The organism is Moraxella sp. I5G, from assembly GCF_055193055.1.
In genome coordinates, this window is record NZ_JBUXLH010000010.1 from 48,186 (window position 1) to 63,749 (window position 15,564).

General features: G+C 37.5%; 15 protein-coding genes. 13 read left to right on the plus strand and 2 right to left on the minus strand.

Features of this window, described 5'->3' with window-relative positions; genetic code table 11:
* Positions 1-39: 39 nt before the first annotated feature.
* The 12 genes from ACZBKJ_RS06680 to ACZBKJ_RS06735 all read left to right on the plus strand — a co-directional run bounded on the left by ACZBKJ_RS06680 (position 40) and on the right by ACZBKJ_RS06735 (position 12,785).
* A complete protein-coding gene (locus ACZBKJ_RS06680) occupies positions 40-354 on the plus strand; it encodes a PepSY domain-containing protein (protein WP_463200199.1) in 315 nt (104 codons plus the stop codon).
* Positions 355-545: 191 nt separating this feature from the next.
* Positions 546-2,174 (plus strand): CTP synthase, encoded by a 1,629-nt coding sequence (locus ACZBKJ_RS06685; RefSeq protein WP_463200200.1) that lies wholly within the window; start codon positions 546-548, stop codon positions 2,172-2,174.
* A gap of 10 nt (positions 2,175-2,184) precedes the next feature.
* Positions 2,185-2,988, plus strand: coding sequence for a hypothetical protein (locus tag ACZBKJ_RS06690; RefSeq protein ID WP_463200201.1), 804 nt, complete (start codon positions 2,185-2,187; stop codon positions 2,986-2,988).
* Positions 2,985-3,842 carry a 3-deoxy-8-phosphooctulonate synthase gene (gene kdsA / locus ACZBKJ_RS06695; protein ID WP_463200202.1) on the plus strand — a complete coding sequence of 286 codons (858 nt, stop codon included), beginning with the start codon at positions 2,985-2,987 and terminating at the stop codon, positions 3,840-3,842. The genes ACZBKJ_RS06690 and kdsA overlap by 4 nt, the downstream gene beginning before the upstream one ends.
* A gap of 173 nt (positions 3,843-4,015) precedes the next feature.
* Positions 4,016-5,332 (plus strand): phosphopyruvate hydratase, encoded by a 1,317-nt coding sequence (gene eno / locus ACZBKJ_RS06700; RefSeq protein WP_463200203.1) that lies wholly within the window; start codon positions 4,016-4,018, stop codon positions 5,330-5,332.
* 5 nt (positions 5,333-5,337) lie between these two features.
* Positions 5,338-5,793 (plus strand): FtsB family cell division protein, encoded by a 456-nt coding sequence (locus ACZBKJ_RS06705; protein ID WP_463200204.1) that lies wholly within the window; start codon positions 5,338-5,340, stop codon positions 5,791-5,793.
* Complete coding sequence (gene ispD / locus ACZBKJ_RS06710; protein WP_463200205.1) at positions 5,774-6,517, plus strand: 2-C-methyl-D-erythritol 4-phosphate cytidylyltransferase; 744 nt, start codon at positions 5,774-5,776, stop codon at positions 6,515-6,517. The genes ACZBKJ_RS06705 and ispD overlap by 20 nt, the downstream gene beginning before the upstream one ends.
* A 1-nt stretch (position 6,518) precedes the next feature.
* Positions 6,519-9,080: a ComEC/Rec2 family competence protein gene (locus tag ACZBKJ_RS06715; protein ID WP_463200206.1), complete on the plus strand. Its 2,562-nt coding sequence runs from the start codon at positions 6,519-6,521 to the stop codon at positions 9,078-9,080.
* A 61-nt stretch (positions 9,081-9,141) separates the two neighbouring features.
* Positions 9,142-10,188 carry a signal peptide peptidase SppA gene (gene sppA / locus ACZBKJ_RS06720; protein ID WP_463200207.1) on the plus strand — a complete coding sequence of 349 codons (1,047 nt, stop codon included), beginning with the start codon at positions 9,142-9,144 and terminating at the stop codon, positions 10,186-10,188.
* A gap of 99 nt (positions 10,189-10,287) precedes the next feature.
* Positions 10,288-11,562 (plus strand): hypothetical protein, encoded by a 1,275-nt coding sequence (locus tag ACZBKJ_RS06725; protein WP_463200208.1) that lies wholly within the window; start codon positions 10,288-10,290, stop codon positions 11,560-11,562.
* A gap of 150 nt (positions 11,563-11,712) precedes the next feature.
* Positions 11,713-12,081, plus strand: coding sequence for a CidA/LrgA family protein (locus ACZBKJ_RS06730; protein ID WP_463200209.1), 369 nt, complete (start codon positions 11,713-11,715; stop codon positions 12,079-12,081).
* An 8-nt stretch (positions 12,082-12,089) separates the two neighbouring features.
* Positions 12,090-12,785: an LrgB family protein gene (locus ACZBKJ_RS06735; RefSeq protein WP_463200210.1), complete on the plus strand. Its 696-nt coding sequence runs from the start codon at positions 12,090-12,092 to the stop codon at positions 12,783-12,785.
* A 24-nt stretch (positions 12,786-12,809) separates the two neighbouring features.
* Here ACZBKJ_RS06735 and ACZBKJ_RS06740 read toward each other — a convergent pair whose 3' ends face one another.
* Both ACZBKJ_RS06740 and ACZBKJ_RS06745 read right to left on the minus strand, forming a co-directional pair.
* Complete coding sequence (locus ACZBKJ_RS06740) at positions 12,810-13,685, minus strand: lytic transglycosylase domain-containing protein (RefSeq protein WP_463200211.1); 876 nt, start codon at positions 13,683-13,685, stop codon at positions 12,810-12,812.
* 144 nt (positions 13,686-13,829) lie between these two features.
* On the minus strand, positions 13,830-14,432 hold the full coding sequence (locus ACZBKJ_RS06745; RefSeq protein WP_463200212.1) for a nitroreductase family protein: 603 nt from the start codon (positions 14,430-14,432) through the stop codon (positions 13,830-13,832).
* Between the two features lie 223 nt (positions 14,433-14,655).
* Here ACZBKJ_RS06745 and ACZBKJ_RS06750 point away from each other — a divergent pair, with 223 nt between their 5' ends.
* Positions 14,656-15,552, plus strand: coding sequence for a LysR family transcriptional regulator (locus ACZBKJ_RS06750; protein ID WP_463200213.1), 897 nt, complete (start codon positions 14,656-14,658; stop codon positions 15,550-15,552).
* Positions 15,553-15,564: the final 12 nt, after the last annotated feature.

Sequence of the window (15,564 nt, forward strand, 5' to 3'; positions counted from 1 at the left end):
GTTAGCAGATACTTACAACACTTTTTATTGGAGGCAATTATGAAAAAGTTATTTGCAAACACCTTAGCCACCAGCACCTTAACTGTAAGTTTATGTTTGCCTTTGATGGTGCAGCCAGTTTACGCTAGCAACTCTATAAAGCAAGAGATTCGTGGCGACCACGATTATCAAGGCAATGTTGCTAGAGCACGCAGTATGTTACAGGCGCGTGGCTATCAAGTAGAAAAAATTGATGCAGAGCAACATTTGGGTCAAAAAGCTTTAGAAATCGCTGCTCGCAAAAATGGCTACAGATATGACATTGTATTATCGTACCCAACTTTAAAAATCATCAAAGAGCAACGCGATGATTAAAGTGTTCGGTAAATTTCAACTCAACTAAAAAGACTTGCTAAATTTGGCAAGTCTTTTTTTACTTCTGTATGTATGACAGCACTGAATTGTTTATTTGATTGTGAATCTTTTTGGCTAAAATCTTCCTAGCCCCTATATTTTTTTGACAAATTTTAGTAAAATTCGGCTTTACCAGTAATTGATGAATAGCTATGACGAAATTTATTTTTGTAACCGGTGGTGTGGTATCTTCTTTGGGTAAAGGCATTGCTGCAGCTTCTTTGGCAGCGGTGTTGGAGGCTCGTGGATTAAAAGTTACCATGACAAAAATGGACCCTTATATTAACGTTGACCCAGGTACGATGAGTCCTTTTCAACACGGTGAAGTATTTGTTACCGAAGACGGCGCAGAGACTGATTTGGATTTGGGTTATTATGAGCGTTTTTTACGTCATTCTAAAATGACACGTGCCAACAATTTTACATCAGGGCGCATTTATCAAACGGTACTTGCCAAAGAACGACGTGGTGATTATTTGGGTGGAACGGTACAAGTCATCCCTCATATTACTGATGAAATTAAACATAAAATACGTGCATCGGGCGAAGGTTATGATATTGCCATCATTGAAATTGGTGGTACAGTGGGCGACATTGAAAGTTTACCATTTATGGAAGCAGTTCGCCAAATGCAAGTTGAACTTGGCAGAGATAATGCTATGTTAATGCATCTAACGCTAGTGCCTTACATTGCATCTGCTGGCGAATCTAAAACAAAACCAACCCAACATTCTGTAAAAGAACTCCGCTCCATTGGCTTACAACCCGACGTATTGATTTGCCGTAGTGAGCAGCCAATTTCTGAAGACAACCGTCAAAAAATTGCGTTATTTACCAATGTAGAAGCACGCGCGGTAATTTTGTGTGAGGATGCAAAAAGCATCTACCAAATCCCACGTCGTTTTTATGAGCAAAATTTAGATGATTTGATTTGTGAGCGCTTTGGCATCAATGCAAAAGAAGCTGACCTGTCTGATTGGGATAAAGTGATTGAAGGGCTTTTAAATGCCCAAGGTGAAATTGTAGTGGCAATGGTTGGTAAGTATGTGGAATTGCCAGATGCTTATAAATCAGTTAATGAGGCACTGCTCCATGCGGGCATTCATAATAAAACCAAAGTTAAAATTCACTACATTGATGCTGAAAAATTAGAAACCCAAAGCCATTTGATGGATGAATTAAAATCGTGTGATGCGATATTGGTGCCGGGCGGCTTTGGTGAGCGTGGTACTGTTGGTAAAATGATGGCGATTGAGTATGCGCGTACGCACAATAAACCATTTTTAGGTATTTGTTTGGGTATGCAGCTTGCAGTCATTGAATACGCGCGCAATGTTTTAGGATTGGAAGCCAATTCTACTGAGTTTGATCGCAAAACTGCCAATCCTATTATTGGGCTGATTACCGAGTGGTTTGATGAAAAAGGTGAGCTTCAAATCCGCAGTGATGACAGCGATTTAGGTGGTACTATGCGATTGGGCAAACAAGAAGCCAAATTGGTTACTGGTAGCCATCTTGCTAAAATTTATGGAGCAAATACCATCAATGAGCGTCATCGTCATCGTTATGAGATGAATAATCGCTACATTGAGCCTTTAGAGCAGGCGGGTATGAAAATTTCTGGCTATTCTACCAAACAGAATCTAGTAGAGTCTGTTGAGCTTGATGGTCACCCTTGGTTTATTGCGGTGCAATACCATCCAGAATTTACCAGTTCACCACGCGGGGGGCATCCTTTATTTAATAGTTTTATTAAGGCAGCAATCGATTGCCAAAAATAGGTTATTTATTTTGGATTTTTATATTTTAAAAGAGTTTGAGTATTATCATAACGATTACGATGGTTATGTCATTGATACATTCAACTATACAGTTATCAAGGCTTTTGACAGCCTTGATTTTGCTAAAACAACATGGATATACAAAGAGCGTAGTGCTTTTTGCGATATTGGTGATACTTGTTATGAAAAAATCAGCGATGATTGTCTTGATTGGATAAATAAAACACTTAATCAAAATTTTGATAATTTCAATGATTTTGTTTATGAATTTGAAAAAAACCCAGCGTATTTTGATACGATCAAAAAGCTATCTGACGATGATTTTATGACATTGTTGGATAAAATGAACGGTCATCGTTTTGGTGTTGATTTGATTCATAAAGAAGAACTAAACAAAGAAAGGTTTGGGCTTGATTTGTATGATGGTATGGATGATAAATATTATCCATATTGCCCAAATTCTTATTATACAGATAATGCTGCACCTTTATTAGTGGATAGCAAAGACGTATTTTTTAATAATGAAAAAATGAACAATCATATTCATTATCTAATTCAGTATGAGCGAATGTTTTGTGGGCAAAGCTGTTTAACAGATGATGATTTAAATAATCCAGAACTGAATATAATTTTAGAAGAATTTGCTGATGTTTTTGAGATTGATAATAATGATTTATTGTTTACAGGAATCGAACAAAATCAAATTGACGCTTTGCATAAAGTAAACTCATTATTAAAAAAACCATTTTTTAAAATAACAACACACCGCTATTTAGATTTATTAACAACACATACCAAGGGATTTAAACAATGAATTCATTAACTGCAAAATCTCAAATCCAGCTCAATGACATTACTATTGCCAATGACAAACCATTTGTGTTGTTTGGTGGTATGAACGTATTAGAAAGCAAGGAATTGGCATTTGAGATTGCTGAGTGCTATATTGAAATTTGTCAAAAATTAAATATTGGTTATGTTTTTAAAGCCAGTTTTGATAAAGCTAATCGTTCAAGTTTAAATTCATTTCGCGGTCCTGGAATGGATACAGGTTTGACTTGGCTAAATGATATTAAAGAAAAATATGGCGTACCAATTATTACAGATGTACATGAGCCTTATCAAGCTGCACCCGTTGCTGAAGTTGCCGATATTATTCAGCTTCCCGCCTTTTTAAGTCGTCAGACAGATTTGGTAGCCGCAATGGCAAAGACAGGGGCAATTATCAACATCAAAAAAGCTCAATTTTTAGCCCCGCATGAAATGCGGCACATCATTAATAAATGCCTAGAAGCAGGCAATGATAAGGTGATTTTGTGTGAGCGTGGTAGTGCCTTTGGCTATAATAATCTTGTGGTGGATATGCTAGGCTTTGACACCATGAAGGCGATGAATGTGCCTGTGTTTTTTGATGTAACGCACGCCTTACAAGAGCCGGGGGCGAGAGTAGACAGTGCAGGCGGTAGACGCCATCAAATTACCACACTTGCCAGAGCAGGTATGGCAACAGGACTAGCTGGACTGTTTTTAGAAGCCCATCCTGACCCTGATAAAGCCAAATGTGATGGACCTTGCGCACTGCGTTTGTCTCAACTTGAACCGTTTTTACGTCAAATCAAAAAATTAGATACTTTGGTAAAAGGTTTTGAAGTACTTGACACCCAATGATTTTATTGATTGATTGCTTGATAAATGGTTTTGATTACTTAATAAGCAAGCAGCTAAATTTATTAGGTGTCCACCTAGGCATTGTTTCGTGATTTTAATGGATTTTTGTGTTAGAATAAATCCAGATAATTTAGGTTTATTTATGATGCTTAAACTTGTGTTAAGGATAAATTATGTACGCTGAAGACACCAAAAACGTTGCCACCATTAAAGATATTGTAGCTCGTGAAATTCTAGACTCCCGTGGTAATCCTACGATTGAAGCGGATGTTATTCTAGCTAATGGCGTGTGTGGGCGTGCTGCTGCGCCCAGCGGGGCTTCTACTGGTTCAAGAGAAGCATTGGAGTTAAGAGATGGCGACAAATCTCGTTATTTGGGTAAAGGCGTCAAAAAAGCAGTAACTAATGCCAACAGCCAGATTCGTAGCGCGCTTTTGGATATTGATGCTGCCAATCAAAGTGAAATTGACCGTATTTTAATTGACCTGGACGGTACAGATAATAAAGGTAATCTTGGGGCCAATGCAACCCTTGCTGTATCACTTGCTGCCGCTAAAGCTGCTGCAATTTCTCAAAATCTGCCTTTGCATCAGTATATCGCTAATTTACGCGGGCAGACTTCTTTATCCATGCCTGTGCCAATGATGAATATTTTAAACGGTGGGGCTCATGCAGATAACACCGTTGATATTCAAGAATTTATGATTGAACCTGTTGGTTTTAGTAGCTTTTCTGAGGCATTACGTGCAGGAACGGAAATTTTCCACAGTCTAAAATCTGTTTTAAAAGCTCAAGGACTTAATACTGCTGTTGGCGATGAAGGTGGATTTGCTCCAAATTTACGCAGCAATGAAGAAGCCATTACAGTCATCATGCAAGCGATTGAAAAAGCAGGTTATACTGCTGGAAAAGATATTTATCTAGCACTTGATTGTGCAGCCTCTGAATTTTATAAAAATGGTCAATATATTTTGGCAGGGGAAGGTAATAAAGCCTTTAACAGTCAAGGTTTTGCTGATTATTTGGCATCCTTAACTCGTCAGTATCCAATTATTTCTATTGAAGATGGACTTGATGAAAGTGATTGGGATGGTTGGGCGTATCTAACCAAACTGATTGGTGATAAAGTTCAATTAGTTGGCGATGATTTGTTTGTTACTAATCCTAAAATTTTACAAGAAGGTATTGATAAACATATTGCCAATGCGATTTTAATTAAATTTAACCAAATCGGCACATTAAGTGAAACATTGGATGCCATTTATTTAGCCAAACAAAATGGTTATGCCACTATCATCAGTCATCGTTCTGGTGAAACAGAAGATGCTACCATTGCTGATTTGGCAGTTGGAACAGCAGCTGGTCAAATTAAAACAGGTTCACTGTGCCGTTCTGACCGTGTTGCTAAATACAATCAATTACTTCGTATTGAACAGCAAGTAACAGCAGCATTCCGCGGTAAACTTGAGTTTATTGGTTTGCGAGGCTAACTATTATGAAATTGCCAGTATTGGGCTTAGTTGGCGAAAAATTATCCATTAAAAAACGGCAAAAAATTCGTTTGTTGCCAAGTTTTGTTGGGTATTCTTTGCTGATTGCGTGCGCGATACTGGCAGTTTTATTATTACAGTATCAATATTGGCGTGGTGAGTTTGGTTACTTTCAATTAGAAGAATTAAAATCACAAGTTAGAAGGCAAGAAGCTATTAACAAACGCCAAGAGTATATCAATCATGCGCTTCAGGCAGATATTTCTGATTTAAAATTTGGCACATCTGCCATTGAAGAACATGCACGTATGGATTTGGGTTTTATTAAACCCGGAGAAACATTTGTACAGGTTTCTGTCGCTTCATCGGTAGTTTATGATGATGAGCCGAGTGCTGATACATCGGTTGCTAATGAACCTATTGATGAAGATACGTTAACCGATGACAAACCTGAGAACTAATTTTTACCCTCCAAATTCTCCCCAAAATTTTGCTACCCCAATTCACGCCTTAATTGTTGCTGCAGGTAAAGGCAGTCGTTTTGGGACAGAGGTTCCAAAACAATATTTAAAAACACAAGACAAAACCATTTTGCAGCACAGTGTCGCCCGATTAAATCACCCCCAGATTACTGATTTAACAATTGTAATTGCTCCAGATGATAAAGTTGCCTCAAACCTATCTTTTGAGTTTTCCCACCCAATTTATTTTGCTTGTGGTGGCTGTGAGCGATTTTTATCAGTTCAAAATGGTGTAAAAGCCATTATTGAGCGTGGGGCGGGCGATGATGACTGGGTGCTGATTCATGATGCAGCCCGTCCTTGTTTGGCGTTGCCTGATTTAGCAGCCTTGATAGCCAAAATCCAAAAAACTCCTAATTTGATAGGTGCAATACTGGCAAGCCCCGTTACAGATACCATTAAGTTTGTTGAAAATCATACCATCAGTCATACCATTGACCGAAGTCAATTATGGGCAGCGCAAACTCCACAAATTTTCCACCTTAAAGCCTTAGAAAAAATGCTACAAACCGTCATTGCTAAAAATCTTATAATTACAGATGAAGCCAGCGGTTTTGAAATGATGGGTGAAAAAATCGCAATTGTGCCTAGCAAACATATAAACATCAAATTGACCTATCCACAGGATTTGATGCTGATACAAGCGCTATTGACACAGGATTAAGATGATTTGGCTTATCTTTATTTTGGTGGTTTTACTGGTTTTTGGCGTATTAACAGCATCAGCTGATTTGGGTGTATCAACCATTGGTTTTTTGTCATCAGACGTTATCCAAACAAACAGTGTATTTTGGTTATTAAGCTTTTTGTGGATAGTTTGTGCGCTTTTATCACAAAAATTTTGGCAAAAAAGTAAAACAACTGTAGGTTTGATAAAAAATCTATCGTTTGGTGGCTTTATTTTTAGCATGCTTGGTTTTTTGGGCTTGTTTGTCATTCAGACGTTGGTTATTTACCAAGACTTTTATCAAAAAATTCCCAAAGAAAGTTATACTGTTACAGCGACTGTCCGCATCTTAGAAATTAGCGACAGTGTGTATGATGAAAAATTAGGCACTCATTATCGTCAAAAAGCGGTTATTAGCGACTTAAAATTTGCTGATAATACCCATCGATATGCTCAAAATGCATATAATAGCGAAAATCCATTTTATACGCCAGAAGCTCCTAACGTTAAGAAAAATATCACATTGCCCAAAGAACTTACAGTGCTTTTGACGGCAAATGCTAAAAAAGACCAACTTTCAAATAAAAAATCAAACACAGCAAAATCTCAATCAGAATTTTTGGTACTCAATCAGCTAGTTCCAAATACTCAAACGACGATGACGCTAGTTATCTCGCCTGTTAGCAAAGAAATTGGGGCAACAGGTTTTGATGGCTATCGATGGTTGGCAACTCGTCATATTCACGCCAATGCAAAAATTTTATCGGTTGAAGATAAGATAGTTTCTGCACAAGCATCAGGTGTAGATATTTATTTGCAAACACTGCGTCAAACACTGCGCAATCATTTTTATCAAGGCTGGCATAACCTATCAGAAGACCAGCGTCAAGCCAAAGCTGTAACATTAAGTCTATTAACAGGCGATAGAGCGTTAATTAATAAAGATACAAAAGATTTGTACCAAACAGCAGGTATTTCACATTTGCTGGCAATTTCTGGAACCCATGTGGTATTTTTGGCAATTTGTTTGGCCTTATTGGTTGTTTTTGTAACCAATAAATGGTTTTATAATTTGTATCTGTTTGTTTCTAGTAATACACTTAGACTTTGTGTCATGATAGGGGTGAGTCTGATTTATGCAATGTTTACAGGCTTTGAAGTTCCCGCAATGCGCACGGTTTATATGCTGATTGCAGCAGTGATGGCTAGACGTTTGGCAATGCCTTTTGCTACACATCAAATTTTGGCGGTAACCGCTTTGGTGATGATATGGTTAGACCCATTTGTGGTGTGGCAGGCGGGATTTTGGCTGTCTTTTGTAGCAGTACTGCTTTTGATGCGTTATGAAAATAATACAGTCAATGATAAAAAAGCATTTAATATCAAACAGCAAGTTGTGGATTTAATAAAACTGCAAACCTGGCTTTTTATCACCATGTTACCAATATCAGTATTGCTATTTGGTAAGGTGTCTTTGTGGGGACTTGGGGTTAATTTATTCGCGGTGGGTTTGTTTGGCGCAATCATTGTGCCTATCAATCTTATGGCAGGAATGATTTATAGTGTAATGCCATCTTTAGCGACTTTATTATGGGATTTATCAGCATTAATACTGGGTAAGTTTCACGATATAACGGCGTTTTTAACTGCCTTTAATCAAGATTTATGGATTTATCATCAACTGGGCAGTATTGCTATTTTATTTGGTGTGTTGGCAATCATACCTTTTGTCATACCAATCTTTAATAAGCGTTTTACTTGGATTGCATTATCAGTTTTGGCAATGATGGCAATAAATAAACCAACTCAAATAAGCGACTTTGACATTCAGGTGCTGCCAAGTGATGACTATGGTATTAGTCAAATCTTAATGCGTCAAAAAGACGCTGACCCTGCCAGTGTCAATAATCAGGCGGTTTGGTTATTTGTGGCAGATTTTTCAGGACGTATTAATGCCAAGCATGGAAAAATTTTATTAGAAAATCTTAAAAAGCAAGGGATTACGCACCTAACAGGGGTAGTAATGCAGACGCCAAGTAAGCAGTTTTTTGATGTTATCAATCAATTAAACTCAAAGATTCCTATTCACCGTTATTGGCAGGCAGGCGCTTTTGAAAATCAAAGTACACTTGCAATGAGTGCTTGTGCTGATGGGCAAGTTTGGCAAGGCGATGGTTTAAGTGTGCGGGCAATTACAGGTTGGCAGGAGATTGACAATCAAATGGTTTGGGGCTGTAGTTTAAAAATAATCAGTAACCAAAAACCAACAATTAAAAATGCATTGATAATTCATGATAATTTGGATGATAAACAAACTTATCAGATTATTATCAATGGAGCGGCTGATAAGAAGGTTTGGCAAATATTTGATAAAATTTGTCCAGTGCCAACCGCCCAAAACAGCATAGACAGTACGGATGTATGGATAACTCACACTCAAGGTGCGATGACATCCGAGATACTGGCGCGAGCAAATCCAGCCAGTATGATGTTTACCGATAAAAATACCAGTCAAAATCATCAAAAAGCTCAACAAATAATGGCAGAAATATTGCCCTAATGTGGGCTGTCATTTTTTGATGGTTTTGGTAAAATAAGCATTTTAATTAGGTAATATTATTATGGCATGGCCTCCAAATCCCGATAAACCCACCCAAAATAATTCTGCATCTGGACAAAAACCTTTTTCACATTTGCAAACACCACCAGCTGGCAAGGAGTGGCAATTATTGGAAAAAACCCTGATGGCAAGCATTGATGAACAAAGAAAGGCTCGTCGATGGGGGATTTTTTTTAAATTATTAACCTTTGCTTACATTATTTTTATTTTACTTGCGTTTGGGCGCGGTTGTTCAACAGCGCATTCGCCAAACTTGCCAATTGGCGCTCATGAGCCGCATTTGGCAGTGGTGGATGTCAATGGTGTAATTGCTAGTGATGGTGAAGCCAATGCCGATGCAATCAACACCGCTTTAATAGAAGCTTTTAAAAATCCTAAAGCCAAAGCAGTTGCATTGGCAATCAATTCACCCGGCGGTTCTCCAGTGCAGTCTGATGAGGTTTGGCAAACTGCAAGAGAGCTTAAAAAAACATACCCTGATAAAAAACTCTATGCTGTTATTGGTGATTTAGGAGCAAGTGGAGCGTATTACATTGCATCCAGTGCCGATGAGATTTGGGTCAATCCTTCAAGTTTGGTTGGTTCTATTGGCGTGATTATGTCCAGCTACAATGTAGAAGAGTTGATGAAAAAGGTTGGCGTTAAGTCAGCAACGATGACATCGGGTGAATATAAAGACATTATGAGTATCACCCGACCCATGACCGAAAGTGAACGCCAACACGTTCAAAAATTGCTTGATATTACTCATCAAAATTTTATTAATGCTGTTAAAGAGGGGCGTGGAGACAGGCTTAAAGACCCAGAAACCAATAAATTGTTTAGCGGGCTTTTTTGGACAGGCAGTCAATCCATTGAACTTGGACTTGCCGACAAAGTGGGCAGTATCAGCACTTTAAAAAAACAATTGGAAGTGGAAAATACCGTAAATTATACCTACAGCGACCCTGTACAAAAGATTTTTGATAAATTTGGGGTGCAAGTTGGTAAAGGTTTAGGTCAGGGTGTACAGATGAGTTTTGAAAAAGAGCAAGGCAAATTGCAATAATACACAATATGATTGTCTCTTTTAAAAAATCAAAAGTAGCTAAAAAGCGCCTTTGAGGCGCTTTTTTTGCATTCTTTTTAAGCAAAAGGTTTTTTAAGTATGACGGTTGAAAATTTTTTAAATATTTTTAGTCAAAAAGGCTGGCAAATGCCAAATCTTAATCATCAAATATCTGTTTTTGCAAATAATCCTAAAACAGCCTTTGAATTTTGTGATGTGTGTTTAAATAAAGAGCTGGATACAGGCATTTTGTTTGATGCGATGATAAGTTATGTGTGTAAAGCTGATTTGCAAAAACTAATTGAGTTTGCCATTCATCAAGAAGAGATAAAAAATCAAAATAATCAAATGGTTGGCAAAAATACTGAATCACTTATTGCTTACACAGCTTATCAATACCCTGAGTTATTACATCAGCATTTACAAGATATTTTACGTTTAAAAATCAATCAAGAATCCTATTATTTTAGTCAGCCGTGGCACCATTTACCACAGATAAACATTCAGATTTTTAAGGCATTATTCATTCAAGAGCAAGATTTGGATAAAAAGTACTTATTATTTACTTGTTTACTTGCAACTCGTCATTTACCAACCATAGAATGGCTGCTTAATACGGTTAGAGATAAACCATTTTTTATTAAAATTTATGGCATATTAGATGAGTATTTGTTAGCACATTTGCATAATGTTGGCTTAACAGTAAATAATGATGCAATTAAAAGTTATTGTTATCCAGCTACTTATCACCTAGTTTTTGATAAAATTCCCAGCCAATCTTGCATTAATTTTGAATCAATTCATCCAACTTGGCAAATGAACGCTCAAAATATCTCTTACGCTTTTGGTGGAGTTTTACAAAATGATGAAAATTTGGCAACTAATCCATTGTTTCATCTTATAACTTTACATGATATTCCAAATGACATTGATGTAACTTTACCAAAATTGGTTTTAGCATGTCATATTAGTGAACTCAATGAGGGGTTTGATATACTATTTTATCAACACGACCATGATGGCAATCCAAAAAGAATAGGGGAAATTCAAACGCAGCTTAACATAATAGATAAACCGCTGATTTGTCAAAAAATCCATTTAAGCCAAACACCAAGTCGTTGGCAAACTCAAGATTGGGCGCTTAGCAATGGACGAGAAAACTTAAACCGTTTGGGCGGTATGCCAACGTGGATACAAGATGCGTTTGTGCCAAATTGCCCCATAACTGGTGAAAAAATGAGCTTTTTAATGCAGCTGGATAGTGGGCTTTTGGATGTATCAGGAAACTCGCTTTTATTTGGTTCAGGGGGCATTTGTTATGTTTTTTGGTCAAATCAAGCTAGGGTGAGTGCATTTTTAATGCAGTGTACTTAATCATTTATAGACTCAAGTTATAAATAAGAACGATTTTTATTTATTCAAGTTAGCTTATCACACATTTTAAAATGGCAAATAAGCAATAAAAACTTTTCACTAAAACCATTTTTATTGTAAAATCAACTTTTGATAACAAAGGAAGTGGATATGATTTTAAAGGCGTTTTTATTGGTTTTTGGCTGTTTGTTTTTAGGGGAAGTGTTTATCAGGCTAACGCATTTGCCATTACCTGCCAGTATTATTGGGTTATTACTGTTATTTTTTGCGCTACAAACTGGTGTAGTTGAATTAAAAACTGTACAATCTTTAGCTAAAATTATGCTGGATTATTTGGTTTTGATGGTAGTGCCGGCGTGTATTTCTATTATGCAATATTTGGATATTATTCAAAAAGAGCTGTGGATATTGCTATTAGCAACCAGTCTTAGCACCTTTTTGGTGCTGATAGCGACCGGAAGAACTTATCAAGTTATCAGATATTTGCAAAAATCGTTTCGTTTAAAATCAAATCGCTAGGAAGTGTAATGATAAGGGAGTTATTCGTCAGCCCATTTTTTTTGTTGTTATTGCTCATTGGCTGTTTTGAGTTGTGTATGGTTCTGCGTGCCCGCTTTCGTAGTCAGTGGATTAACCCAACGCTCATTACAACCATTGTTGTGATATGTGTGCTAAAAACTTTAAATATTGAGTGGCAGACTTTTGATAAAGCCAGTAGTTATTTAACTTTTTGGCTGGCTCCTGCGGTGGTGTGTTTGGCGGTGCCTTTGTATATAGAATGGCAAAAAATCCGTTCCCAATGGCTGGCAATTTTTTTCTCACAATTGGTAGGTTCATTTGTGGGTATTGTTTCTGGCGTTTGGCTGGTGGGAATTTTTGGTGGTAGCGACGTATTACAAATTGCCATTGCTGCCAAATCAGTTACCATGCCAATTGCCATTGAGGTTACCGATAAATTACAAGGTGTTATTGGAATTACATCTGCTACAGTACTGATTGCAGGCGTGATCGGTCAGATTTTAGGGGTGTGGGTTCTGCACATCAGTGGCATTTACCGCCCAATGGCGAAAGGTTTGGCGATGGGAACAGCTTCTCACGCTCTAGGAACAGTTAGAGTCATGCAAATGAGTATGAGATTTGTTGCGTACGCAACTCTTGGACTAATTTTAAATGGCATTCTCACTGCCTTTTTAGCACCGTGGCTTGTTCCCTACCTAATATAACCAGAAATCAGATAATCTACAAGGTTAATGGCTGCCGCTACTAATAAACACCCGACCAGATGACGAGTTGGAAATAGCAGGGTTTTGGGGGGCAGTTGCTTGATTGTAATTGACCTGTACCGTTCTAACGCCATTGGATGCAGGTACTTCTAAACGAGCAGGCATTGGCATTGGCATTGGTTGTGGCTGTGGCGCCATGGCGTATTGAACGGAAGCGCCGCCGCTCATTTCATTACGATACAGACTGTGATAGCGACTGTTTACGGATTTCACATAATTGCGCGTTTCAGAAAACGGAGGAATGCCACCGTATTTTTTAACGTTGCCATGACCTGCGTTGTATGCAGCGATGACAAAATCACGATTGCTAAACTGACGTTGCAACCATGCCAAATAACGTGTGCCACCGTCAATATTTTGAGCAGGGTCCCAAGGATTGCCAACCCCCATATCTCGAGCTGTGCCAGGCATCAGCTGCATCAAGCCCATCGCGCCGACAGGTGAGCGAGCGTTTGGATTAAAAGCAGATTCGGTATGAATCACCGCTTTAATTAAAGCAGGGTCTACCCCATGTTTTGCAGCGGCGGCACGAATCAAATGGTCGTAGGCATTTTTGTTGTTGCTACGACTTGGGGTGGCAGCAGTAACGGGATTGTAAGTGGAGGGGATGGCTCCATCTTTATGCAATTTGGTATCAGGATAATACGTAACACTAATTTCAGTAAACTTTTCTTTACCACTGGAGTTTTGCTTGATATTGGTTAAATACAATTGCTGATTATCACCTTTTTTATATACATAAATATTTTCAGCAAAAACAGTGGAAGTAAAAACCATCAAAGTAGATAAACCGATGGCAGATAATTTTAAATGGGATAATTTTAACGTTTTTTGTAACATAATCTTTTTAATGGTGTTAATGGATAATATTAAATTGGATAAAAACCATTATACCATGTTTTTCCCCATCACTTTAATTAAGGAGTTAAAAGACTGGGTTTTTCGGATAAAACCCAGTTTTAATGATAGTTTTGTGATGATATATTAAGAAAATATTTTTAAACGTTCATCAATTGAAACAAATGTTTTTTCACTAGCTTGTTCTGTAATACCGCCAAATACAAGTTGAGCGCGCAGTTTCCAATGGTCAGAAATGCCCCACGTGTTTGCAACAGCTTTATCAATAATTGGGTTATAGTGTTGTAAATTTGCTCCAATATTTTCACTGGCAAGTGTTGTCCAAATAGCATATTGATTCATGGCATTAGCATGGTCTGCCCAGATGGGGAAGTTTTCAGCATAACTTGGGAATTGCTCTTGTAGGTTTTTGATAACAGTCATATCTTCAAAAAACAATATTGTGCCAGCAGCTGCTTTAAAGCCATTTAATTTATGTTCAGTAGCGGAAAAATTTTCAGTAGGAATAATTTTACGCAAAGCATCTTTAGTTAAATCCCAAAGTTTGTCATGTTCTGCGTTGTGCAAAATAACCATGCGTGTGGATTGCGAATTAAATGATGATGGTGTATGCAATAAAGCATGTTCCACAATATGATTAATCTCATCAATGCTGATGGATAAATTTTTATTTAAAGCATAAATAGAGCGGCGAGCTTGGGCAGCTTTTTGTAATGTTTTGAAATTCATAAAAAACCTCTTTAATTGATTTATGATAAAAATTTAAATTAGTATAATAAAAATTTAATTATTAACAATATGGATTTGATTAATAGATATTTTCTTAATAGGAAACTTTCAATTATCTTAAAACACCTATTATTAATTAATCAGGATATTAGCGTTTTACTTGTAACAATTTTTTTGTTAGGGCTATAATATGAATATAAATTATTTAATTTGGTAATTTGTTATGGATACATTAACAAGTATTAAAGCTTTTCACCAAGTGGTGCAAACAGGCAGTTTCACCAAAGCGGCTGATAAGATGGACATGTCGATTGCCATGACCAGCAAGCACATCACCAATTTAGAAAATCGCCTTGGTACAAAATTGTTACACCGCAACAGTCGCAGCGTGCATTTGACCGCGATTGGTGGTGAGTATTATGCTCAATCTTTGTATGCTTTGGAAGTGCTAGATAGCGCCAAACAAAGCGCCCAAGGAGCAACCAGTAATGCAAAAGGGGTGCTAAAAATCACCATGCCGCTTTGGTTTGCTAATGCTAAAGTTGCAGGGTGGCTGACAGAATTTCAAATGCAATACCCAGAGGTTATTTTGGATTTATCGCTATCTAATGATATGGTGGATTTGGTGGCAGGTGGCTATGATTTGGCATTGCGATTGTCCAATCAGCCTAAACCATCACTAATTACTAGACCTTTAACCAAAGTTGAATTTTATGCTGTAGCATCGCCAGATTATCTGCAAAAATATGATGTACCAAAATCACCTGATGAGTTGTCTACCCATCAAACCGTAACGCCCAGCTATGTTAAGATGGACAGCTTTGACATTGTTCACAAATCCACTGGTGAAAAACACACAATCCAGCCTGTTTCACATATTTATAGCAACGATACATTGATGAGCGCTGAGTTGATAAAATCAGGCGCAGGCTTGGGTTATATGCCCAGTTGGGTCATTGAAGATGAACTGTGTACTAAAAAATTAGTCCGATTATTTTCAGATTATCAGATGTTATCAGTTGGTTTGTATGCAGCTTATGTAGATAGAGCTTTTTTGAGTGCAAAAGTTAGAGCGTTTATTGATTTTTGGGTGGATAAATGTTCTGACTGCGATGTATGATAAAAAATCCAA